The organism is Pseudomonas sp. GW456-12-10-14-LB2 (assembly GCF_002884345.1).
GTDB lineage: Bacteria > Pseudomonadota > Gammaproteobacteria > Pseudomonadales > Pseudomonadaceae > Aquipseudomonas > Aquipseudomonas paraglycinae.
The window spans coordinates 1-247 of sequence record NZ_POHV01000275.1; the positions used below are offsets into that span (position 1 = coordinate 1).

General features: G+C 73.7%; 1 protein-coding gene. It reads right to left on the bottom strand.

Annotation, left to right across the window (positions count from 1 at the left end; translation table 11 throughout):
• Positions 1 to 247 (bottom strand): HWE histidine kinase domain-containing protein (locus C1X29_RS30195; protein ID WP_305888222.1); only part of this gene is annotated, 247 nt, incomplete at both ends.

Here is a 247-nt window from a genome sequence, read left to right on the forward strand (position 1 = left end):
CGGCCGGATCGCGTCCGCCACGACGGCGGAGAGTTCCGCACCCTCCCAGCTCTCCCGGGTGAGGACGTCGTGCACCCGCGCCAGGGCGAGGAGGCGCGCCTCGAAGGCGGCGCGCGCCGCGTCGGCCTCCGCCCCCTCCAGCCCGCGCAGGGACTGGGCCGCGATCGACTGCACCGTCGCGAGGGTGTTCTTCACCCGGTGGTTCAGCTCGTGGATCAGGAGCAGCAGGTGCTCCTCGGCGTTCTTC